The sequence below is a fragment of the Mesorhizobium sp. C120A genome (genome assembly GCF_030323105.1).
GTDB lineage: Bacteria > Pseudomonadota > Alphaproteobacteria > Rhizobiales > Rhizobiaceae > Mesorhizobium.
Genome location: NZ_CP100476.1, coordinates 2753039 through 2777196 on the forward strand (window position 1 = coordinate 2753039; position 24158 = coordinate 2777196).

At 64.0% G+C, this 24158-nt stretch carries 11 protein-coding genes; 5 read left to right on the forward strand and 6 right to left on the reverse strand.

Annotated features, from left to right (window positions below; genetic code table 11):
- Positions 1 to 53: 53 nt before the first annotated feature.
- The 6 genes from cysW to NL532_RS13380 all read right to left on the reverse strand — a co-directional run bounded on the left by cysW (position 54) and on the right by NL532_RS13380 (position 11564).
- Positions 54 to 938 carry a sulfate ABC transporter permease subunit CysW gene (gene cysW / locus NL532_RS13355; protein ID WP_023690809.1) on the reverse strand — a complete coding sequence of 295 codons (885 nt, stop codon included), beginning with the start codon at positions 936 to 938 and terminating at the stop codon, positions 54 to 56.
- Positions 931 to 1782, reverse strand: a complete 852-nt coding sequence (gene cysT, locus NL532_RS13360; RefSeq protein ID WP_023687973.1) for a sulfate ABC transporter permease subunit CysT — start codon at positions 1780 to 1782, stop codon at positions 931 to 933. The genes cysW and cysT overlap by 8 nt, the downstream gene beginning before the upstream one ends.
- A gap of 18 nt (positions 1783 to 1800) precedes the next feature.
- Positions 1801 to 2829 carry a sulfate ABC transporter substrate-binding protein gene (locus NL532_RS13365; protein ID WP_023829217.1) on the reverse strand — a complete coding sequence of 343 codons (1029 nt, stop codon included), beginning with the start codon at positions 2827 to 2829 and terminating at the stop codon, positions 1801 to 1803.
- 230 nt (positions 2830 to 3059) lie between these two features.
- Positions 3060 to 3743 carry a M15 family metallopeptidase gene (locus NL532_RS13370; protein ID WP_023829218.1) on the reverse strand — a complete coding sequence of 228 codons (684 nt, stop codon included), beginning with the start codon at positions 3741 to 3743 and terminating at the stop codon, positions 3060 to 3062.
- Between the two features lie 145 nt (positions 3744 to 3888).
- Positions 3889 to 5994, reverse strand: a complete 2106-nt coding sequence (pbpC, locus tag NL532_RS13375) for a penicillin-binding protein 1C (protein WP_286488126.1) — start codon at positions 5992 to 5994, stop codon at positions 3889 to 3891.
- Positions 5995 to 6077: 83 nt separating this feature from the next.
- Complete coding sequence (locus tag NL532_RS13380; protein WP_286488127.1) at positions 6078 to 11564, reverse strand: alpha-2-macroglobulin family protein; 5487 nt, start codon at positions 11562 to 11564, stop codon at positions 6078 to 6080.
- Between the two features lie 277 nt (positions 11565 to 11841).
- Between NL532_RS13380 and NL532_RS13385 the strand changes: the two genes are divergently transcribed.
- The 5 genes from NL532_RS13385 to NL532_RS13405 all read left to right on the forward strand — a co-directional run bounded on the left by NL532_RS13385 (position 11842) and on the right by NL532_RS13405 (position 24154).
- The gene (locus tag NL532_RS13385) at positions 11842 to 13770 is read left to right on the forward strand and encodes an autotransporter assembly complex protein TamA (protein ID WP_286488128.1); all 1929 of its coding nucleotides are present in this window, start codon (positions 11842 to 11844) and stop codon (positions 13768 to 13770) included.
- Between the two features lie 2 nt (positions 13771 to 13772).
- Entirely contained in the window at positions 13773 to 19820 is a 6048-nt protein-coding gene (locus NL532_RS13390) for a translocation/assembly module TamB domain-containing protein (RefSeq protein WP_023829220.1), read from the forward strand.
- A gap of 252 nt (positions 19821 to 20072) precedes the next feature.
- A complete protein-coding gene (locus NL532_RS13395) occupies positions 20073 to 21725 on the forward strand; it encodes an ABC transporter substrate-binding protein (RefSeq protein ID WP_023668187.1) in 1653 nt (550 codons plus the stop codon).
- A 223-nt stretch (positions 21726 to 21948) separates the two neighbouring features.
- A complete protein-coding gene (locus tag NL532_RS13400; protein ID WP_023668188.1) occupies positions 21949 to 22983 on the forward strand; it encodes an ABC transporter permease in 1035 nt (344 codons plus the stop codon).
- 13 nt (positions 22984 to 22996) lie between these two features.
- Positions 22997 to 24154: an ABC transporter permease gene (locus tag NL532_RS13405; protein ID WP_023668189.1), complete on the forward strand. Its 1158-nt coding sequence runs from the start codon at positions 22997 to 22999 to the stop codon at positions 24152 to 24154.
- The last annotated feature ends 4 nt before the right edge of the window (positions 24155 to 24158 follow it).

The following is a 24158-nucleotide window of genomic DNA, read 5'->3' on the forward strand; positions in this document are numbered from 1 at the left end:
GTGCATGTCGTTGTCCCAAAACCGGTTCCCAGTCTTGGGCGACATGCATTTAGTCAGTGCCCGCGCGTTGCGGCGATCTCGGCGCCGTAGCGCATCTCGAGAAGTGTTTTCAAGACCAGCGTGACCAGCGCCAGGCCGGCAAGCAGCGAAGCGACGGCAAAAGCGCCGACGGCGTTGTACTCGTTGTAGAGGATTTCGACATGCAACGGCATGGTGTTGGTCAGCCCGCGTATGTGGCCCGACACGACCGAGACCGCGCCGAATTCGCCCATCGAGCGGGCGTTGCACAGAAGCACGCCGTAGAGCAATCCCCATTTGACGTTGGGCAGCGTCACGTACCAGAAGGTCTGCCAGCCATTGGCGCCCAGAGAGAGCGCGGCTTCCTCGTCGCCGTTGCCCTGTTCCTGCATCAGCGGGATCAGTTCGCGGGCAACGAAGGGGAAGGTAACGAAGATGGTCGCGAGCACGATGCCGGGCACGGCGAAAAGGATCTGGATGCCGTGCGCCTTCAGCCATTCACCGAACAGTCCCTGAGCGCCAAACAAAAGCACATAGACCAGGCCGGAAATGACCGGCGAGACCGAGAAGGGCAGGTCGATCAGCGTGGTTAGAAAAGCCTTGCCCTTGAACTCGAACTTGGCGATCGCCCAGGCAGCCGAAATGCCGAAGACGACGTTGAGCGGCACGGCGATCACCGCCACCAGCAGAGTCAGCCGGATCGCCGAGCGCGTATCGGGATTGGAGAGCGATTCCGTGTAGGCGCCAATGCCTTTCGCCAGCGCCTCGTGGAAGACGATGATCAGCGGCAGCAGCAGGAAGATGGCGAGGAAGGCGAAGGCCACCGCCATCAGCAGCAGCCGCACCGGCCGGCTTTCGGTCACCGCCGCCGACCGGCTCTCGTGATGCGGTTCGTAGGATTTGATCTCGGGGTCAGCCATAGCGCTTGCGACTCCATGACTGCGCCAGGTTGATGACCAGCAGCATCACGAACGACAGCAAAAGCATGATCGCCGCGATCGCGGTGGCCGCCGGATAATTGTACTCCTCGAGCCGGATGACGATCAGAAGCGGTGCGATCTCCGACTTGTAGGGAAGGTTGCCGGCGATGAAGATGACCGAGCCGTATTCGCCGACGCCGCGCGCGAAGGCGAGTGAGAAGCCGGTGATGATGGCCGGCGCCAGGCCGGGAAACAGGATGCGGGTGATGATCTGGAAGCGGTTGGCGCCGAGCGTCGCGGCGGCTTCCTCCACTTCCTTGTCGATCTCCTCCATGATCGGCTGCACCGTGCGCACGACAAACGGCAGGCCGATGAAGACAAGCGCCACGACAATGCCGAGCGGCGTGTAGGCGACCTTGATGCCGAGCGGCGCCAGGAGATGGCCGATCCAGCCATTAGGCGCATAAAGAGTGGTCAGCGCGATACCGGCCACTGCCGTCGGCAGCGCGAAGGGCAGGTCGACCATGGCGTCGACGACGCGGCGGCCGGGGAAGCGGTAGCGCACCAGCACCCAGGCGACGAGCGTGCCGAAGACGACGTTGACGGCGGCTGCGATGAAGGCTGTGCCGAAGCTGATTTCGAGTGCGTTGATGGTCCGGCGGTCGGTGGCGATCGCCCAGAAATCGGTCCAGCCGAGGGCTGCCGAGCGCCAGATCAGGCCCGACAGGGGGATGAGGATGATGAGCGTGAGGTAGGCAAGCGAGAAGCCGAGCGTCAATCCGAAACCCGGAATGACACTCGGCTGTCTGAATCGCCACCCCGCCTTGGCGGGTGCTATGGTCATGTCGTCCTGATCTAAATCCTACTGGGCCGGCTTGTAGATCTGGTCGAATATACCACCGTCACCGAAATGATAAGGCTGTGCCTTCTTCCAGCCGCCAAAAAGCGGATCGTCGATGGAGATCAGCTTGATTTCGGGCGTCTTCGGAATGTCAGCCGCATCCACCAGCTCGGGCTTGGCCGGACGATAGTGGTTCTTGGCGATGATCGTCTGGGCTTCCTTGGAATAGAGCCAGCCGAGATAGGCTTCGGCGACCTTGCGGGTGCCCTTGGCATCCACATTGGCGTCGACGATCGCCACCGGCGGCTCGGCCAGGATCGAGGTCGGGGGATAGACGATCTCGAAATTGTCGGCTCCGAATTCATTGAGCGCCAGATAGGCGTCGTTTTCCCAGCCGATCAGCACGTCGCCGATGCCCTTTTGCGCGAAGGTGACCGTCGAGCCGCGTGCACCGGTGTCGAGCACCGGAGCATTGGCGTAGAGCTTGCCGACGAATTCCTTGTTCTTGGCTTCGTCGCCGCCATCATTGGCGTTGGCATAGGCCCAGGCGGCAAGGTAGTTCCAGCGCGCACCGCCGGAGGTCTTGGGGTTCGGCGTGATCACCTGGACGCCGTCCTTGACCAGATCGCTCCAGTCGTGGATGCCCTTCGGGTTGCCTTTGCGGACCAGGAAGATGATGGTCGAGGTGTACGGCGCCGAATTGTTCTCGAATTTCTTGCGCCAGTCCGGATTGATCTTCTTCGATTTGGTGACGATGGCGTTGATGTCGCCCTCAAGCGCCAGCGTGACCACATCGGCATCGAGGCCGTCGATCACGGCGCGGGCCTGGGCGCCCGATCCGCCATGCGATTGCTGGATCGTGACCGTCTCGCCGGTCTCGGCCATCCAGTGTGCGACGAAGGCTTCGTCATAGGCCTTGTAGAGTTCGCGTGTCGGGTCGTAGGACACGTTCAGAATGGTCGTATCGGCAAACGCGAAACCGAGCGTGCCGAACTGGATCGATGTGGCGACCAGTGCGCCGAGCAGTTTCTTGAAATGAGGTTTGGTCATTCCCGCCTCCGTTGATGACGGCTGAACTCTATCGAATTGATAGAAATTAGATGCATTCAACGTTGCCTTTTTTGTCCGCTCGAAGGAAATTTTCGCCGATATTGGGTCTCGGAAGGAAATATTTTCCTCATATTGGTCTAACCCAAATCCGGCCGGTTTGAGGCTATCTAGGAGCTGACACCGCAGAAGCAAGGCCGAGAGAGGGAAGGCTCGGTGTAGCACCGGGCGGTTCAGCCCGCAGTGATAGGAAAATCGAAGCGCAGCTTTGGAAACGGCTCGTCCCGAAGCGTGTAGTGCCACCACTCGCGCGCATAATTCTTGAAGCCGCCGGCGCGCATGGCGTCGAGCAGCCTTTTGCGGTTTGCCGCCGCTTCTGCCGCCAATGGGCGATGTGCGGTTTCGCTTGCCGGGTCGAAACAGTCGAAGCTGGTGCCGAAATCGAGCGTGCCGGCGCCGGCCGCGCCGCAAGCGGCGGATGACTTGTTCTTGCCGTCGCTGCGGGCGATGGCGACATCGACGGTCGAGCCGCGCGAATGGGTGGACAATTCGCCGATATAGCCCTTGGCGATGAGGTCGCCGCGCTGCACCTGAGGGTACCATTGCGGATCGGGCGGGCCGCCCTCTCTGGTCCATTTGCCCATGTCGGCAACGGCGCGGGCCGGGCGGTAGCAGTCGAAGACGACCAGCGTCAGGCCATCGGCGGCGAGCGCTTTCTGCACACCGGACAGCGCTTGCGCAGCTTGCTTCGTGAGGATGCAGATTGGGGCGTCGTAGCCATCGGTCTTGCGATGCAGGAAATTTTCCAGGCGGGCATAGCGGATGTCCTGGCGGATCGAGGGATCGACATCAGCCAGGCGGAGGAAGCCGGCGGGCAGGGGATCGGCGTCGGCGGGGGAGCAAGTCGAAACGAACATGGATACGGCTAAGGCCAATCCTCGATGCAAGCGCTTCGGCACACCCCCCTCTGGCCTGCCGGCCATTGGCCGGCAGGCCAGAGGGGGGTGCCTCGCGCCGGGTCTCGGGCGAAGAAGCCCAATCCCCTGAATCGCTTGGCGCCATCTATTCAACGAACACCTTCACGCTTGCCGCGCGTCCCACGGCGTCGATGACGGTGAGCGTCGAATAGCCGGCGCCGTCGGGCAGCCAGGTCGCGGTGCGGCGGCGGTCGATGCCGACGAGCGGCTTGCCGTTGGCCAGCCAGCGGAACGGCGCGCGGCCGCCTTGCAGTTTCAGCACCAGCGGCGAGGCCTCGGCGGAATTGGTGGCGAGATCGACGCGGGCGCCGTTGGGCGGGAAAATGATCGTTGGCGCCGGTTCCGTCGGGCCTGCCTGCACCAGTCCGTCGGCGCCGGCGCCGAAGCGCGCCAATGTCACCGGCAGGTCTTCGCGCCTGGCCTTGACGACGCCGGCCGGCTGGCTGGGCAACGGGACGGCGGTGAGGCCTGAACGGACGAAGCCCTCGAACAGGATGGGGGCGGCCGAGACATAGCCGGACAGGCCGGGCACGGCGCCGGCATCGGCGCGGCCGACCCAGACGCCCAGCACGTAGCGGCCGTCGAAGCCGACCGACCAGGCGTCGCGGTAGCCGTAGGACGTGCCGGTCTTGTAGGCGATGCCGCGCTGCAAGGCGCCCTCGGGCGGCTTCACGCCCGACAATATGTCGGTGATCTGCCAGTTCGCCTGGGCGTCGAGGATGGTGGCGGTGGTGCGCTCGGAATTGGCCGGCTCGGTGCCGTCATGGAGCGTGTTTGCCTTGCCGCCATTGGCGAGGCCGGTATAGAGCTGGACGAGATCGCGCAGCGTTACGCCGACGCCTCCGAGGCCGATGGCGAGGCCCGGCGCCTCGTTGACCGGTAGCACCGGGCTGACGCCGGCCTGGCGGAAGCGCGCCATCAGCCGTGCCGGGCCGACAGAGTCGAGCACGCGGATTGCCGGCACGTTGAGCGACAGCTGCAGCGCCTGGCAGATCGAGACATCCCCCTGATAGCCCATGTCGAAATTCTTTGGCCGGTAGCCGCCGAAATCGACCGGACTGTCCTCGATCAGCATTTCCTGGGCCACCAGCCCCTGCTCGAAGGCGAGGCCATAGATGAACGGCTTCAGCGTCGAACCGGGCGAACGCACGATCTTGGTCATGTCGATCCAGCCGGAGCGGCTGGCGTCGAAGAAATCGGCCGAACCGACTTCGCCGAGGATGTCCCCGGTGCGGGCATCGGCCATCACCATGGCGACGGAGAGGCGCGGCCCAAGCTTGATGGCGGCATCGCGCGCCACCTGCTCCAGTCCTTGCTGGACGCTTTTGCGGATAGTCAGCTGCAGCGGCTTGCCGGGTATGGCCTTGGGCAACATGGCGTAGGCGGCGTGTGGCGCCAGCGCCGGCAATTTGCGGCGCAGGCCCGAGACATCGTCTAGTGCGGCGCGCGCGGCTTCGCGCTCGCCGAGCAGGCCAGCTGATACCATGCGGGTCAGCACGCGGTCGCGGGCGGCATGAGCGATGGTGAGATTGCGGTCGGGCCGGCGCTTTTCCGGCAATTGCGGCAAGGCGACGAGCAGGGCTGCTTCCGAGACGGTCAGCCGCTTCGGCTCTTTGCCGAAATAGGCGAGCGAGGCGGCACGCACGCCTTCGAGATTGCCGCCATAGGGCGCCAAGGTCAGGTAGCGTTCGAGGATCTCCTGCTTGGACAGGCGCCGCTCGATCTGGATGGCGCGCAGCATCTGCTTGATCTTCGAGCCGAGGCTGCGGTTTTCGCGTGGCTCGATCAGCCGGGCAAGCTGCATCGACAGGGTCGAGCCGCCGGAGACGATATGGCCGCTGGTGGCGAACTGGCCGGCGGCGCGCGCCAGCGCCAGCACATCGACGCCATCATGGTCCCAGAAGCGCTTGTCTTCATAGGTGACCAGCATGTCGACGAACTGCTTGTCGACCTGGTCGAGATGAGTGTCGAGCCGCCAGTAACCGTCCGGCGTGGCGAAGGCGCGCAACAGCTGGCCGTCGCGGTCCTGGACCTCGGTGGAGACGGTGAGCCTTCCGGGCAGCGGCGGCGGAAAAGCGCGGTCGAGTTCCCAGAGAGAAGCGGCAGCGATCGCCGCAAAGCCGACGAGGGAGGCGGCGGCGATGCCTGTTCGACGGAGAAATTTTCTGGAGAGCATGGTGGTGCCCTTCATCCGCCTGCCGGCTCCTTCTCTCCGCATAGCGGGGAGAAGGAGATGGTCGCGGACATCGGCGTGTTCATCTTCGTCAAGGCGCCTTACGGCGCCTTGATCTCCATCATGCCGGTGGCGGTGCGGGCCGAATATTGCGGCCGGTACATGTCCTCCACCGTGGCCGCCGGATGGGCATAGGTGCCCGGCGTTACCGCACGCACGACGTAGGCCAGCATGATGTTGCGGTCGCCATCGCCGTCATTGGGATTGAATGCCGCGACGAAACGGTCGTCGCGGAATTCGAGATGGGCTGCGTCCGTTTGCGCCAGCCAGGTGAAGTTCGACAATTGGGCGCTGGAGACAAGGCCCGGATTGTCGATCTCGAAGCCGGCCGGCAACAGGTCGGTGATCAGCAGGCGCGAAGGCCAGCGGTTCTGCTCGTAAACCTTGAGCACGACCACGTAGCGTTCGTTCTGCGTCGCCTCGGTGACGTTGGCTTCGGTGCCATCGAGCTTGTAGTAGGTGCGGTCGATGGTGAAGCCGTCGCCGCCGGCCGGCAAGGGCTCTACCGGCGAGGCGACCGTGGTGACGACCGCCTGCAGCGGCGTGGCGCCGGTGTTGGCGATGGTCAGCGGGCTGTCGGCAATGTCGGTGCCGCTGAGGTGGTTGGAATATCCACCTGCATGCGGCGCGCCGTTGACCGAGAGCGTGATCGAGTCGTTGCCCGACTTCAGCGCGCGGGCCGCCAGAAGCATCCAGGACTCGTCCTGCGTGCTGGTCCAGCGGGCATCGGCGCGTTCCCTTGCCACCAGCCGGATCAGCTCCGGCACGATGGTCGGCACCGGCTTCGATTCGGCGGCGAGCGCCAGGATCGCGGCGCCATCACGCAGCCGCGAGCCATAGTCGGACCGGTAGTAGTCGTATTCGGTGGTCGACTTGGCCAGCTGCAGCGCCGTCTGGAAGGTTGCTTCCGAACGCTGCGCGTCGCCGTAGAGCGCCAGGCTCGCCGCCAACTGGGCGACGGCCATCGGGCTCGAGAAGGCTTCGAGCTTGGTGTCGGCGTAGTAGCGCAGATCGCCGACCGAGGCCTTCTTGTTGCGGGCCAGAACATAGAGCGCGTAGGCGATTTCGCTGCCGCGATCCTGGACGTCCTGGTCGTAACCGACCGAGTTTTGCAGATTGCTCAGCGCCTGGCTCATCGCCAGGGCCGGCACGTCGTAGTTCTGCTCGCGCGCCCGGGTCAGGAAGTCGGTGACGTAAGAGTCGAGCCACAGATCGCCGGAGCCCGGACCCCACAGGCCGAAGCTGCCGGCCGAAGCCTGGTAGCTCAGCACCTTGTAGATGGCGGCCTGCACGCGGCCGTGCAGTTCGGGATCGCTTTGCATGCCAACGCCGGACGCCAGATCGTTGACGTAGAGAAGCGGCATGGCGCGGCTGGTGGTCTGCTCGGCGCAACCATAGGGGTAGCGGTCGAGCGTCATCAGCAGTGACGGCACGTCGAAGGCCGCAGCCTGCGAAACGCCGACGCTGATCGAGGCGCCGTCGAGCAGGCTTGCCGCGAGCAGCTCCTTGTCGACGCGCAGCGAGCCGCCATTGCCCTTGAGGTCGACGACCAGACGGGTGGTGACCGGCAATTGCGCCGGACGCACCGGAACATACAGCGTCTGCTCGACGGCGGTGCCGTCGCCATGGGCGAGCTTGATGGTGATCGAGGCATTGCCCGCCGTCTGTGCAATCAGCGGCACGGTCAGCGTCTGGCGCTTGCCCTTGGCCAGCGTCAGCTTTTCGGGCAAGGGCTTGTCGCCGGTCGAGAGGTCGCCGGTCGTGGCGATCGACAGGGCATAGTCGCCCTCCGGACCGTCGGTGTCGGCGACGTCGAGCCGCATGATAGCTGCATCTCCAGGCGCCAGGAAGCGGGGCAGGCCGGCAGTGATCACCACCGGATCGCGCACGATGACATCGGTCGTGGCATGGCCGACGGCCTCCTTGGTCCAGGCGACGGCCATGACGCGCACGGTGCCGTTGAACTGCGGGATGTCGAAGTCGATCCTTGCCTTGCCGTCGGCGTCGAGCTGGACCGGGCCGGAGAAGAAGGCGACCAGCTTTTCGGTCGGCGGACTGCCTTGCGGCTGCATGGAGGCGCCGTCGCCGCCGGTCCTGAGCTTGCCGGTGGTGCCGAGCGAGCCGTCGATGAGACGGCCATAGATGTCGCGGACTTCAAGCCCGAGCATGCGCTGGCCGAAATACCAGCCCTCCGGATCCGGCGCCTTGTAGTTGGTGAGGTTCAAAATGCCGACATCGACGGCAGCGACCGTGACATAGGCATTGCTGCCCGGTGCTACGCCGGCGACCGAAACCGGGATCGACAGCTGCTGGCGCGGCATCGTCTTGTCCGGCGGCGTCAGGGTGACGGCGAGCTTTTTCGAACCTGGGTCGACCGTCAGCCATTTTACGCCGATGGCGCGCGCCGGCATGCGGGTTTCCTGCGCATCGCCGGGCCGGAACAGGGTTGCGGTGATGTAGGCGCCGGCGCCCCAGTTGTCACCGACCGGGATGTCGACCGTGCTGCCGCCGGCCGGCACGGTTGCCGTGACGGTCTTGAGCAGCTTGTCGGCGCCGATGGTAACCAGCAGTTCGCCGGCAAAATGCGGCGACACTTTCAGCTTGGCCACGTCGCCGGCGGCATAGCTGTCCTTGTCGAGAGCGATCTCGAGCCCATCAGGCGTTTCGGTGGAGGTCGAGGAGACATACCAGCCGGCGTCGAACTCATAGCTGGTCGCCGGGCCCTCGGGATCGGCAGTCTCGATCTCGAGCCGGTACTGGCCCCAGTCGACCGGCATCGTCACGGTCGCCTCGGCATCGGCGCTGAGATCGACCTGGCCGTTGGCGATCGACTTGGTGAAGGTGACCGGTTCGTAGTTCCACGAGTTGTTGTTGCGATACCACTGGTAATTGCGTTCGACCTTGACCAGCGACCACTGCGCGCCCTTCAGCGTCTCGCGCTTGCCGTCGGGATCGACCGCGATGAGGCTGAATTTGGCGGTGCCGCCCTGCGGCACCTCATTGTCGGCGAAATCCGGACGAATGCCGATCATGTGGCCTTGCGGGCGGATGCCGATGTTGATCGAGCGCTCGATGGCGCGGCCGCCGGTTTCGCGCATGCGAACCGTGACCTTGGCGTCGACCAGCTTGGTGGTCGCGGGCAATTGGTCGACCGTGACCGGGAAGGTCGCCTTGCCGTCGTCGCCGACCACCGGCAGACCGGTGAACGGGGTGACCGAAGGCTCGGCCGACTGCTCGTCGGCAAGGCCGAACGAATAGCCGGCGAAACGGTCCCAGTCGCGCGCCGTCGACAGCGTCAGCTCGCCTTCGAGCGCGAGGCCGGCGGCCGGCGCGCCATAGAGGAAGCGGCCGTCAATGTCGATGTTGGCGGTTTCGCCCTGGGCGATCTCCTGCTTGTCGGACTTCATATCGAACTCGATGCGATCCGGCACGAAGTCTTCGACCAGGAACATCTGGCTGGAAACGGCCGCCTGCTTGGGATCGGTATAGATCGACACCGTCCAGGTGCCGCGCATGGCGTTGGCTTCCAGCGGCAGGTCGACGGCATAGCCGCCGGCCGAGACGCCATCGGCAACGATGCGGCGGTTCTCGACGCCGTCGGGACGGGTGAAGATGAAGGTCAGCGGCAGGTTTTCCACCGCTTTGGAGGCGCCGTCGCGGGCAAGGGCTGCGACATGCACATCCTCGCCGGCGCGGTAGATGCCGCGTTCGGTCCAGGCATAGACATCGAGCGCGCCCGGTGCGGCGCGTCCGGCGACGCCGCGATCGGACAGATCGAAGCCAGCGCGGCCCATGTCGAGGAAGACGAAATCGTTGTCGCCCTGCTTGGCCATCAGAACGGCCGGCACCATGCCGCCGTCGCCGCGCGTCAGGCCGGGGTTGAAGACAGCATGGCCTTCGGCGTCCGACGTGGCTGTGCCGAGGATTTCATTGTTCCTGGCCAGCAGCGTCAGTTCGGCGCCGGCGATCGGCTTGGCGGTTCCGAGCGAGCGGGCAAAGACATTGAGGCCATCCTGGCCGGTATAGGTCGACAGGCCGATGTCCGAGACGACGAACCACTGCGTGGCAAGCGAATTGTAATTGTCCTCGTCATTTTCATTTACCGCTTGCGCGGTCAGCACGTAGACGCCGGGCTTGCGCTGCGGCAAGGCTTCGTCGACCGGGAACGAAGTCGTGACGTCGTTGTTGAGGTCGTTGGCGATATCGAGCTGCCCCTGCCAGACCGGCTCACCCATCTGGTCGGAAATGCTGGAGATATCATAGCCGTCGAGCTGCTTCAGGAACTGATAGCCGGACAGAAGCTGCGCGAGCGAACGATCGCCGATGCGGTAGAGCTTCATCTGCGCGGCGTTCATGTTGACGGTGACGACCGGGATGCCGCGGCGGGCGCCGGCGGGCAGCACGAAGCTGTCGCCGGTGAAACGGGCGGACGGCGCGCGGTCCTGCACATAGATCGACAGCACGACCGGAGCGGCGGTGACCTCGCCAATTGCGGCCGGCAGGCCGGCGCGGAAGGTCACTTCGTAATGCTGGCCGTGTTCCAGGCCTTCGACGCAGATCTGCTTGTCCTTGGCCTCGACGCCCTTGGGCGGCTGGTTGTCGACGGTGACGAACTGGGCGTAGTCGACGCCGGTCTTCACCAGCTCCTCGGAAAACTGCGCGCAAATGCGCGGCGCGCTGGTGTCGGCGTCGATCGAGTGATCGATGACGCGGAAGCCCTTGCGGGCCTTGAGATCCTCATATTCGGCCTTGACCGCCGGCGAACTGACCAGCGCGAGGCTGGCTTCATAGGCCTGCAGGGCTGGACGGTAGAGATCGCGGCGGTCGAGGCCGTTGCCGAGCAGCGCCAGCACTTCGGCGCGGGTCTTGGTGGTGCGCAGCAACTTGTAGGCGTTGATGGCGGCGGAGGTGCCTTTGACCGGCAGATTGTAGGATTCGGAGGTGCCGCTGGCCGGCTGTATGGCAAGCGTTTCACGCGCCAGACCGAGCCAAAGCTGGCCGTCGTCAGGCAGGACCGAGACCGCGGCCTCGTATTTGTTCATGGCTTGGCCATGGTCGCCGGTCAGTGCAGCCTGTTCGGCGGCGGCGCGGAGTGATTCCAGCCCGTCGGTCGGCTTGTCATAGGCCGGATCGGTCAGCTTGTTGCGGTATTGCTGGGCCTGGTCGGCCATCCAGTTGGGGAAGAAGGCGAGTTCCGGCGGGGCGCCGATATCGGGGTCGCCATCGACATTGACGACCTTGCCCGCGACCGCGCCGCTGAAGGGTTTCAACTGGTTATAGTCGGATTTTAGGAAGCACCATTTGGCCTTGTTGTTGTAAGTAAAGGCGCGGCAGGCGGGGTCGCCGAGGCATGTCGTCTTGCACTGATCGAGGCTGACATTCTGGTCCGATCTGAGATCGAACCCGAAATAGTCGGAATTATTTGAGGTCACCACCCGGCGGGCTTCGGCCGCTTGCGCTACAGACCCCCAGGCGAAAATGAGAAGAATCAAGATCGACAGACCACGAGCCGCCGCGCGCATCGCCATAACACCCTCCAGACACTGCTACGTCCGCGGCATGTTCAAGCTTCAGTCAAGCTTGTCAACACGAGGACGGGCAGGTTTCCGCCCGCCAACGGTTCCCAAACCGGCCAATGACCGGTATGCCGATAGTTCATCCAGGGGAAAGGGATCACGCTTTCTTGCGAAAACGCAGAAGGTGTGAATTCCAAGCCCTGCCTATTTCAGACAATTGGATTGTGGCCCCTTTACGAGCGCTTCAAAACTTCATTCCAATTTTAGTTTTGTAACCTAGGTTGTCCTGATGCCGGCGTATGAAGCGCAGATGTCGAAGGTAAGTGCGCCACGGCGCACGCTTTCGCGCGCGCTGATTGTGGCGTTGGCGTGCTCGAGCGTGCTCGTTGCCGAATCGGGGTCGGCGGCCGCCTTCGAGCTCTTCGGCATCAAATTGTGGGGCTCTTCGAATGACGAGGACGCCGATATCGTCGACCCGCTGCGCTATGCGGTGACCATCGAAGCGCCCGATGCCGACAAGGACTTGGTCAAGAAGCTCGAAAACGCCTCGTCGCTGAAATCCGACGAGGACCGCCCGGTTTCCGGCTCGCTCGGCCTTTTGGCAAAGGCGCGTAGCGACCGCGAACAGCTGGTCGCCGCGCTTTATGCCGACGCCCGTTATGAAGGCGTCGTCACCATCGCCATCCAGGGCAAGGTGCTCGACGATTTGCCGCCCGATGTCGAATTTACGGGTCCGCAGCCGATCCCGGTGGTGATCAGCATCTCGAGCGGGCCCAAATTCACGCTCGGCAATATTCGGCTGGAGGGCGATGCCGCCGGGCTGGCGAGCGCCGATTTCGGCCTGATAGCCGGCGGCGATGCCGGCTCGGGCGCCGTGCTCAAGGCCGAGGCGCTGATCGTGCGGGCGCTGAAGCAGGAGGGCCGGCCGCTGGCCCGGATCACCGACAGGCAGGTCGTGGCCGAGCACACCACCTCGACGCTAGACGTGACGCTGACGGTGGCCGCCGGGCCGGTTGCCGGTTATGGCGACACCACCGTCGATGGCACCGAGAAGGTCGATCGCGAGTTCACCGAATATATGACCGGGCTGAAACGCGGCCGGCAATATTCGCCTGACGAGATCGACGATGCCCGCGACCGGCTGCTGAGGCTCGAAGTGTTCAACAGCGTGACGCTGAAGGAAGCCGACAGTCTTGACGCCGACGGCAACATTCCGATCGGCGTTCAGGTCAGCGAGCGCAAACCACGCTATTTCGGCGTCGGCGGCACTTTCTCCAACACCGAAGGGCTAGGCCTGGAAGGCTATTGGGGCCACCGAAATCTGTTCGGCCGGGCCGAAAAGCTGCGCATCGAGGGCAAGATCAGCGGCATCGGCAGCAACGATCTCAGCGAGCTCAACTACAATGCCGGCATCATGTTCGAGAAGCCGGGGGTGGTCGGGCCGGCCTCGAAATTCATCGCCAGCGTCAAGACCGTACTCGAACATCCCGACGCCTACGACCATTTTTCGGTCAAGGGCAGCACCGGCCTGTCCTATGAGATCGACAAGAAGCAGACGGTTTCGGCTGAAATCGCGCTCGACTACTCCAGGATCACCGACGCTTTCGGCAAGCACAAATACCTGATCGCCAGCATTCCGCTGCAATATGTCTACGACAACAGGGACAACCGGCTCAACCCGACCAGCGGCTTCAGGGTTCTGGCCTATGCCGAACCGAGTTACGACATTCTGAGCGGCGCCGCCTTCCTCAAGCTCAGGGGCGAGGGGTCGGCCTATCAGTCGCTCGACACGGCCTCGAAATTCGTGCTTGCCGAACGCGTCGCGCTGGGTTCGATCGTCGGCACCGGCCTTCAGAACGTTCCAGCCGACAGGCGCTTCTATTCCGGCGGTGGCGGCTCGGTGCGGGGCTATGCCTATCAGGGCATCGGACCGAAGGACATCGACAATCAGCCGATCGGCGGGCTTTCCTTCTTCGAAACATCGGTCGAAATGCGCATTGCGCTGACCGACACGATCGGCATCGTGCCGTTCGTCGACGCCGGCACTGTCTCGACCACAGCGACGCCGGACTTTTCCGACGTGAAGGTCGGCGCGGGCGTTGGCCTGCGTTACATCACGCCGTTCGGGCCGCTGCGCATCGACGCCGCCGTGCCGCTCAACCGCGACCGTGGCGACCCGCGTTTCGGCATCTATGCCGGGATCGGACAGGCGTTCTGACGATGAAGATTTTGAAACGCATCCTTCGCCTGTTTTTCTACACGCTGCTGATCGTGGCGGCGGCGGGCATCGGCGCGTTGATCGTGCTGACCAAGACCGAGCGCGGCCGCGAAAATCTCGCCGGCATCATCTCTGACATGGCCTCGTCAGGGGACAGCAAAGTCACGGTCAGCGGCATTAACGGTATCTGGTCCGGCGCGCTGACGGTCGACCATGTCGTGCTGGAAGACCGCGAGGGCGCCTGGCTGGTGGCCCGCAAGGTGGCCGTCGACTGGTCGCCGCTGGCGCTGTTGTCGAAGAATTTCAGCGCCGACCGCATAGCGGCCGAACGGATAGAACTGGCACGGCTGCCTGTGGCGAGCACCGAGCCGAGCAAGAGCGGGTCGACCGGCCTGCCGGTTTCGCTTGATATCAGAGCGATCGATTTGCCGGAGATCGCGCTCGGCCAGCAACTTGCCGGCAGCGGCATTGCCGAACTTGCGGCCAAGGGATCGGCCAAGGTCGATGCGTCGCCGCTGGCGATCCAGACGGTGCTCAACGTTACCCGCCATGACGGCAAGCAAGGCAATATCGACGCCAACATCCACTTCGCGCCGGATGAAAACAAGCTCGACCTCGATCTCAAGGCTTCCGAGCCGGCCGGCGGCATCATCGCCAACCTGCTCAAGCTACCCGGCGCGCCGCCGGTCAACATCGTCGTCTCGGGCACCGGGCCGCTGGCCAACTGGAGCGGCATCGGCACCTTCATGGTCGACGGTCAGATCGTTACCCAGCTCACCGGCCGGCACCAGCTCACCGACAAGGGCAACCGGATCGAGGCCAAGGGCGACGGTTCGTTCGAAGGCTTCCTGCCGGAACGGTTCAAGTCGCTGTTTGCCGGCAAGACCAGTTTCGACCTCGCCGGCACCGCGACCGCAGCCGGCGGCGTCGACATCGAGCGCGCTGCGATCGAGAGCGACGCAGTTCATGGCACCGCTGCCGGCATGGTCGACCCCAAGGGCGCCAGTGACCTTTCGGTCGAACTCGTGGCCAAAGCCAAGCCGGTCACGGTCAATGTCGGTACCCAGGCGCAGCCGATCATGGTGGCCATCAACAATGTGACCGCGCGCGCCTTCGGTGACGGCAAGGCGCCGATGATCGATGCCGGCGCTTCGCTCGTCTCGGTGGTTGCGGGCGGTTCTCAGGTGAACAATCTCGATGCGCGGATCCATTCCGACGGTTTCGACATCGAGAACCGCAGCGGCCCGGTCAGCGTGTCGCTGGCGGCGGCCGGGCTGAAGACCGACGTGGCGACGCTGGCGCCGCTGATCACCGGCAAGCTGACGGCCTCTCTTGCCGGTTCGATCAGCAGGGACGAGATTTCGCTCGACGAAGGCACGCTGCGCAGCGATGCTCTCAATGCCGGGCTGACGGCTAAGGTGACGCTGGCCGATCTCGCCATGACGCTGAAGATGAATGCGGATGCTGTGTCGACGGCGCTGCCGCCGCAGATCAGTTCGCTGCTTGGCGAACGGGTCAAATTCTCGGCGACCGCGACGCGCGATCCGCAGGGCTCTTTCGCCGCCAACTCGATCGAACTCACTTCCGGTTCGCTGAGCGCCAGCGGCACCGCCAGCGCGCAAGGCAGCGATATCCAGGCCGACATCAAGGGCAAGCTCGGCGACGTCTCGGTGCTGTCTTCGCTGGTCGGCGTGCCGATCGCCGGCGGGGTCGATTTCGCGCTGACGGCAAGCGGCGCGCGCAACGCACCGGATTTCTCGGTTTCGGCCGACAGTGCCAGCCTGACGGCCTCCGGCCGCACCGTCAAGGACATCAAGCTGACCGCATCGGGCAAGGCCGACATTGTGAGCCCGGCCGCAGATGTCTCGCTGACCGGCGCGGTCGACGAACAGCCGCTCGCCATCAAGGCGGCGCTGGTGACGAGCGATGGCAAGCGCTCCATCAAGGGGCTCAGCGTAGCGCTGGGCGACAACAAGGTGTCGGGCGACCTCACGCTCGATGAAAAATTCCTGCCGCTGGGGACGCTGACGATCTCCGCCCCCGATATCGCGCCGCTGGCGTCGCTGGCCGGGCAGACGGCGGCCGGCGATATCGGCGGCACCGTGGTGTTCGCCAAAGACGGCGAGGCTCCCACTGTCACCATCAATGCAGCCAGCGTGTCGATCGCGCGCGGTGATGTGGCAGCCAAGGCAGTCACCGTCAGCGCACTGATCGCCAACTATCTCAACAGCCCTGCGATCTCCGGCACGATCAAGGCCGAGAGCGTGACCTCGGGAACGACCGTCGTCAGTGGCATCGGCGTCGACCTCAAGCGTGACGGCGACTGGACGAATTTCACCGGCGGCGCAACCATATCAGGCATTCCGGCGACAGCTGCCGGGCGGGCGAAGATTGCCGGGGGCGCGACCAGCGTCGAGATCGCGTCCGGCGAGGCGACGGTGCGCGGCATCAAGGTGGCGATCGCCGAGCCGTCGAGCCTGACCATTGCCGATGGCATAACCAACATTCAAAGGCTGGTAGTCGATCTCGGCGGCGGCTCGGTGACGCTGTCGGGCACGGCGGGCCAGACGCTCGATCTGGCGGCGACCTTCTCGGCGCTGCCGGCTGCGCTTGCCAATGGCTTTTCGCCCGGCCTCGATGCCGCGGGCACGCTCGACGGCACGGCGCAAATCACCGGGCCGTCAGCAAATCCCGACATTCGCTTTAATGCAAAACTGGCCGGCGCCGAGACCAGCCAGACCCGTCAGGCCGGGCTCGGACCGCTCGATGTCGATGCGGCCGGCAGCTATTCGACGGCCGGCGGCGTCGTGCTGGATCAGGCGACGCTGTCGGGCCAAAAAATCTCCGGCAAGGCCGCCGGCACCGTCAACCCGAACGGCGCCAGCGATTTCGCGCTCGATCTGACATCGTCCGGTCCGAGCCTGCCGTTGACGCTGGGCAGCGCGGAAAGCCCGATCAAGCTCGAATTGCAGGCGCTGTCGGTGAAGGCGGCCGGGCAGGCTGCGCAAGCCAAGCTCGACATCTCGGCGGTACTGCCTTCGGTGGCGACGGATGACGCCAAGGTCGAGGGCATTGCGCTTGCGCTGCATTCCGATGCATTTGATATGAAAAGCCGAACCGGTCCGATCTCGGGCACGGTGACGGCGGACAAGATCGGTCTAGACAATCCGACCATCGCGCCGCTGATCGTCGGCAAAATCACCGCCAAGGTCGCGGGCAGCCTGGCGGCCGATGCGATTACCATCGACAGCGGCTCGGTGCAGGGCGATGCGCTGGGCAGTGCCTTCAATGGCCGTGTCGGCATTGCCGATGGAGCAATCGACCTCAACCTCAACGCCGACGTGCTGTCGGCGGCATTGCCGGCTGCGGCGCGCAGCGTGCTGGCAGAGCGCACGCAGCTCAGCGCCACGCTGAAGCGGGATGCCAATGGCAATGTCAGCGCCAATCCGGTCACGCTGGCGTCGGGCGCACTGACCGCGGACGGTCAGGCCAGCCTCGCCGACAACAAGCTTAGCGCAGATATCAAGGGTGCACTGGCCGACATCTCGCTGTTGTCGAAAGATGCCAAAGGCGCGATCAGCTTTGCACTCAACGTGCAGGGGCCCAGCCTGGCGCCGGACCTGTCGCTGACGGTCAACAGCGACCGCCTGCTGGTGGCGGAACGCGAAATCACCGGACTTAAGCTGATTGCGACCGGCAAGGCCGATGCCGCGAACCCGGCAGCCAATGTGCAACTGACCGGCAATGTCGCGGGGCAGGCACTGCAAGGCAGCGCGGTGCTGGCGACTGCCGACGGCAAGAGCGCCATCAACGGCCTGCTGCTGTCACTCGGCAAGAACAGGATTTCCGGCGACCTTGCGCTCGACGAGGCTTTCGTGCCGGTCGGCACCATCGCGCTCGACCTGCCCGATATCGGACCGCTGGCGGTGCTGGCGCTGGAAAAGGCCGGAGGCGATGTGCGCGGCACTATTGCATTCTCCAAGACCGCGGATGGCCCGAACGTCGCCGTCAAGGCTGCGACCGCTTCGATCACGCGCGGCGACCTGCAGGCGAAGACGGTGTCGATCGATGCGCTGGTCGCCAACTATCTCGCCGCGCCGGTCATCTCGGGCAAGATTCGCGCCGACAGCGTCATTTCCGGCGGCACCGCCATCAGCGGCATCGATGTCGATTTGAAGCGCGACGGCGACTGGACCGGGTTTTCCGGCGGCGCCACCGTCAAGGGCATTCCGGCGAGGGCTGCGGGCAGGGTAAAGGTGGCTGGCGGCACCACCACCATCGAACTCGCTTCCGGCCAGGCCACGGTGCAGGGCATCAAGGCGGCCATCGCCCAGGCCTCGACCGTCAGCATCGCCAACGGCACCACGACGCTGGACAAGCTGGTGCTCAATCTCGGTGGCGGCACGGCGACGGTGACCGGCAAGGTCGGGCAGGCACTCGACATCAGTGCCGCGCTGTCGAAGGTGCCGGCTTCGCTGGCCAACAGTTTTTCGCCGGGCCTCCAGGCCGCCGGTTCGATTTCGGGAACAGTCAAGGTAACCGGCGCGCCGGGCAATCCGACTGTCGCTTTCGATATCGATGCTGGTGGGGTGCAGACCTCGCAGACGCGCAGCGCCGGTCTTGGCGGCATGAATATCTCTTCGTCGGGAACATTCGCCGGCAAGAAGCTCACCTTCAACGCCGACATCAGCGACGGGGCCGGGCTTGGCCTCAAGGGCGGCGGTACGGTGACGACGGCCGGCACACCAGCGCTGGTGCTCGACTTCAACGGCAAGGTGCCATTTTCCTTCCTGGCCGCCAAGCTTGCGGCGCAAGGGCTGTCGCTCAGCGGCACCGCCAACGTCAATATCCAGGTGCGCGGCCCGGCGGCGTCGCCGGTGATCGGCGGCACGGTCAGCACGTCGGGCGCCCGCCTGGTCGACGCGCGCTCCGGCCTTGCCGTCAATGACATTGCCGCCGACATTTCGATCGGCAACGGCGTTGCCCGGGTCAACCGGCTAACCGGCACGCTGTCGACACGCGGCAGCCTGTCGGCCTCCGGCACACTCGGCATCAATCCGGCGCAAGGTTTCCCAGCCGATTTGTCTATCAAGCTGGTTGACGGCCGCTATACCGACGGCAGGGTGGTGACAGCCAATCTCGGCGGCGACCTGACCATCAAGGGGCCGCTCACCTCGGCGCCGGTGATTTCGGGCACCGTCAATCTGGCCAAGACCGTCATCACCGTTCCCGATAAGCTGCCGGGCTCGCTGGCAGCGCTCGGTGTCAAGCACAAGAACGCGCCCGCCTCCGTGCGGGCGCAGGACAAGGCCTTGCGACCGGCGGCGGCCAGCGGTGGTGGCGGCAGTGGGCTTGTCCTCGACGTCACGGTCAATGCGCCGAACCAGATCTTCATCCAGGGCAGGGGCGTCGATGCCGAGTTCGGCGGTTCGCTGAGGCTGACCGGCCCGGCGGCTTCGCCGCAGGCGGTCGGCACCTTCACCTTGCAGCGTGGGCGGCTGTCGATCCTCGGCAAGCGGCTGACCTTTACCGAAGGCACGGTCGGCTTTTCGGGCTCGCTGGTGCCCTACCTCAACTTGACCGCGACATCGACCACGACCAGCGCCACCGTCACCATCGTCGTCTCGGGCGAAGCGACCAATCCGAAATTCGACTTCTCATCGGTGCCGGCGCTGCCCGAGGACGAGGTGCTGGCGCAGCTGATTTTCGGCCGCTCTATGTCGAACCTGTCGCCGCTGCAGATCGCGCAGCTGGCCGAGGCCGCCGGCCAACTGGCCGGCGTCGGCGGCTCGACCTCGCTGCTCGAAAACCTGCGCAGTGCAATCGGCGTCGACGACCTGGATGTGACCACCGATGACCAGGGCGGCACCGCCGTGTCGGCGGGCAAGTACCTCAATGACCGCACCTATGTGACGATCCAGAAAGGCGACAGGCCAGGGTCGGGCAAGGCGACGATCGACCTCAATGTCGGACGCGGCGTCAAGCTGCGCGGCGAGGCCAATGATGGCGGCGAGGCCAAGGGCGGCATATTCTACGAAAAGGAATATTGAGTTCCTGGCCCTTACCGCCACCGGAACTGGCGCTGTCTCAACCCGCCCAAATGTATCAATTACTCGCCTAAGCAGATTCCGGCGGAATCTGGGCGCGCTAGCACTTTTGCGCCAAGTCTGTCGTTATCACGCGAACCGCTCCCTTTTCAAAGTTGCACATTCCCTAACGGGTTCCGTAGCCATGCCGTCTTTGACATCACGGCAGGGATGCGGAATGTTAAAAGGCGGAAAGCCAACAATGGGAGTTAAGGTATGACAAATTACAAGAGTAATGGCGATCGCGTTCCCGATCACATCCTGGCCATGGCCGAAGAAGCCAAGGCAGGCAAAGTCGATCGCCGCGAGTTCCTCGCCATGGCGAGCGTGTTCGGCGCGTCGACTGCGATGGCCTACGGCATGCTCGGCGTAGCCGTGCCGACCCAAGCCAGGGCCGAAGAGGTGCAGGGCAAGAAGGGCGGCATCCTTAAAGTCGCGCAATGGGTCAAGGATCCCAAGGATCCGCGCAAGGCCGACTGGTCGGAAATCGCCAATGCCGAGCGCCAGGCGCTTGAGCCGCTGGTCAAGTACACCAGCGAATACACGTTCCGCCCGTACCTTCTGGAGAGCTGGGAGGTCAACGACGACGCCACCGAGTACACGTTGCATGTGCGCAAGGGTGTGACCTGGTCGAATGGCGATGCCTTCACCGCCGATGACGTCATCTTCAATCTCAAGCGCTGGGCCGACAAGAAGGCCGAGGGCAATTCCATGCCTGGCCGTCTCGGCACGCTGGTCAAGGACGACAAGCTCGACGAAAGCGCCGTGACCAAGGTTGACGACCACACCGTCAAGCTGAAGCTCGGCAAGGCTGACATCGCGCTCATTCCGAACATGTGCGACTATCCCGGCCTCATCGTGCACAAGAGCTTCGACGAGAAGGGCGGCGACTTCAAAGCCTGCCCGATCGGTACCGGCCCGTTCGAGCTCGTCTCCTACGATGTCGGCCAGAAGGTGGTCTACAAGCGCCGCGAGGACAACAAGTGGTGGGACGGCGAGGTGTTCCTCGACGGCATCGAATTCGTCGACTACGGCACCGATCCGGCAGCCATGGTCAGTGCCTTCGAGGCCGGCGAAGTCCATACCAATTTCGAGACCTCGGCCGACTATGTGTCAATCCTCGACGGACTGGACCTGGTCAAGTCCGAAATCGTCACCGCGTCGACCATCGTGTGCCGCACCAACATCAACAACAAGCCTTACGGCGACCAGAAGGTACGCAACGCGCTGCAACTCGCGGTCGACAACAATGTCGTCCTGCAGCTTGGCTACGGAAATGCCGGCACGGTGGCTGAAAACCACCATGTCTGCCAAATCCACCCGGAATATTACGAGCTGCCCAAAGTCGCTCGCGATCCGGCCAAGGCCAAGGCGCTGATGGCGGAAGCCGGCCAGGCCGACTTCGAGCATGAGCTGATCACGGTCGACGAAGACTGGCACAAGAATACCGGCGACGCCATCGCCGCGCAGATGCGCGACGCCGGCCTCAAGGTAAAGCGCACGGTGCTGCCGGGCTCGACGTTCTGGAACGACTGGACCAAGTACCCGCTGTCGATGACCAACTGGAACATGCGCCCGCTCGGCGTTCAGGTTCTGGCGATCGGCTATCGCACTGGCGAGGCGTGGAACGAGTCGGCCTATTCCAACCCCGAATGGGATGCCAAGCTCAATGCAGCATTGGCCGTTGCCGATGCGGCCAAGCGCAAGGAGATGATGAAGGACATCGAGCAGATCCTGCAGGATTCCGGCATCATGATCCAGCCATACTGGCGCAAGCTCTACAGCCACTCGGTCAAGGCGGTGCAGAATTACAAGATGCATCCGACCTTCGAGCGCGACTACGGCAAGGTCTGGCTCGACCAGGCGTGATCGGAACGTCAGGGAAGGGGCGCTTCGCTCCTTCCCGTCACGCCTTGCATGGTCCAGAACCGGAAGCCGCCGCAGCAAAAAGTTGCGGACTCTCCTGAAAGACCGTTCAATAAAACTGGGTTGATTGCATCCGAGTGCCGATTTGACGGCCAACTCTGCCGGCAACGGCAAAGCTGGTTTTTCGAACTGGCTCCAACCCCAACCAGACCGGCAGGGGACCGCCATGCTTTCTTTCGTAATCCGGCGTCTCGGCACCATGGCATTGACGATGCTGTGCCTGACGATGATCGTCTTCTTCCTGATCAACCTCGAGCCGAATTTGAAGAAGCTGGCGATCAGCCAGACCGAAATGCACACATCGGCCGAACAGCTCGAAAGCTGGCTGGTCAACCATGGCTACCGGCAGAACTTCTTCGTGCGCTACGGCCAATGGCTGGGCGTCGTCCCGAAGCAACCGGTGACCGATCCGGCGACCGGCAAGCCGACGCAGCGTTTCTCCTTCTGCAACGATCCGCTGGAGCCGAAATTCTCCGGCATCCTGGAAGGTGATTTCGGCTGCTCGACCAAGTTCAAAACCTCCGTTGCGTCAAAGCTCTTCCCCGCACTCGCCGCCACCGGTATCCTGATGCTCTGCGTGCTGTTGGTGATGGTGCCGATTTCGCTGCTGATCGGCATCCTGGCCGGCATGCGCGAGGGCTCGCGAACGGACCGAACGCTGTCCGTCGCATCGATCGCGTCGACGGCGACGCCCGAATATGTGTCCGGCGTCATCTTCACCGTCATCTTCGCCTCCTGGCTCGGCTGGCTGAACGGTTCGGCCGCCTCGGCAAGCCAGGGCATCACCTTCTACAATTTCACCCTGCCGGTGATGACGCTGGCGATCTACGGCATCGGCTACATCGCCCGCATGACACGCGCCTCGATGGTCGAGGTGATGACGCAGCAATATATCCGCACCGCCCGGCTGAAAGGGCTTTCCTTCGGCAGCGTCGTCGTCAAGCACGCGCTGCGCAATGCGCTGATCGCGCCCTTCACCGTCATCATGCTGCAATTTCCCTGGCTGCTTACCGGCGTCGTCATCGTCGAGGTGATGTTCCGCTACCAGGGCTTTGGCTACACGCTGGTCGAGGCCGCCGGCAACAACGACATCGATCTGCTGCTTGGCTGTTCACTGGTCTCGGTGTTCATCGTGCTGATCACGCAGCTCATCTCGGATGTCGGCTACGCGTTCCTCAATCCGCGTATCAGAGTTCAATAGGGGGCTGGGGCAGATGCAGGTCGAATATATCGGTGCCTTCAATGTCGTGCTCGGCGTGATTGGGCGTTTCTGGCCGGTCTGGTTAGGGCTTGCCCTGGTGATGGGAGCGAGCTTCGCCTACAAGAAAAGGCTCGGCCTCTACGGCCAGCTGTTCGATAGCGGCGTCGGCATAGTGGGTGTCGGCATCTGCCTGTTCTGGCTGTTCACGGCAATCTTCGCGTCGACCGTCGCGCCCTTCGATCCGCTCGCCCAGGTGCCGATCATGAAGGATGCGCTGCCGGGCGCGCTCGAGCCGGTATCGAAACTCATCTACTATTTCGGCGGCGACAAGCTCGCCCGCGATGTCTTTTCGCGCATGGTCTATGGCAGCCAGATCGTGCTGATCATCGCACCGGCTGCGACCGGTTTCGCGCTGATGGTCGGCATTACGCTCGGTCTGCCCGCCGGCTACTATGGCGGCCGGATCGACACCGTGCTGTCCTTCCTGGCCAATCTGGTGCTGGCCTTCCCGGTGATCCTGCTGTTCTACCTGCTGGTGACGCCGGGCATCATGGATACGCCGATCCCATACGCCATGGCCGGGCTGTTCTTCCTGTTCCCGATCATCTTCTTTTCGGTGCTGTTCTGGACCCGCTACAAGAACCGGCCGGACCGCCTCTATATATTGCTCGGGCTGACGCTGATCATCGGCGGCTGGGTCTATGCCGGCCTGGTGTTCGACGCCGATCCGTTCAAGATCATCCACATCGATCCCAACCAGCTCAACATCTTCGTGGCGGTGGTGTTCGCCTCCAGCCCCGGCGTGTTCCGCATCGTGCGCGGCCTGGTGATGGACATCAAGACGCGCGACTATGTGGCGGCGGCGCAGACGCGCGGTGAATCGCCCTGGTACATCATGCTGTGGGAGATCCTGCCCAATGCGCGCGGGCCGCTGATCGTCGATGCCTGCCTGCGCATCGGCTACACCACGATCCTGCTCGGCACGCTCGGCTATTTCGGGCTGGGCCTGGCGCCGGAGAGCCCGGACTGGGGCACCGCAATCAAGGACGCCAGCCGCCTGCTGCGCTCCTTCATCCACCCGGCGCTGCCGCCGACGATCGCGCTGATGTCGTTCGTGCTGGGCTTGAACCTGCTTGCCGACTCGCTGCGCGAACAATCGATGAAAGACTGATCTG